A 243-nucleotide genomic window follows, 5' to 3' on the forward strand; every position below is an offset into this window, starting at 1 on the left:
GGGAGCTTCAGCAGCTTTCCAACACCGATCAACTGACCGGAATCCGCAATCGTCGCAGTTTTGATGAGGCGGCGGGCGAAGCTTCAGACAATGGCGGCAGGCCAAGGGCGCTCATCCTCCTCGATGTCGACTATTTCAAGAACTACAATGATTCAGAGGGCCACGTGGCGGGTGACGATTGTCTGCGCAGGATTGCCGGCAGATTGCGGGGAGCGTTACGCAAGGACGACGACGACAGAAGTT

The 243-nt window shown here is 57.2% G+C and carries 1 protein-coding gene; it reads left to right on the plus strand.

All coding sequences use genetic code 11. The features are described from left to right. Positions 1 to 243, plus strand: a 243-nt coding sequence (locus SB816_RS34360; RefSeq protein ID WP_410548541.1) for a GGDEF domain-containing protein, incomplete at both ends; no start/stop codon positions are given.

The sequence above is a fragment of the Achromobacter sp. SIMBA_011 genome, from assembly GCF_046535435.1.
Lineage (GTDB): Bacteria > Pseudomonadota > Gammaproteobacteria > Burkholderiales > Burkholderiaceae_B > Achromobacter > Achromobacter dolens.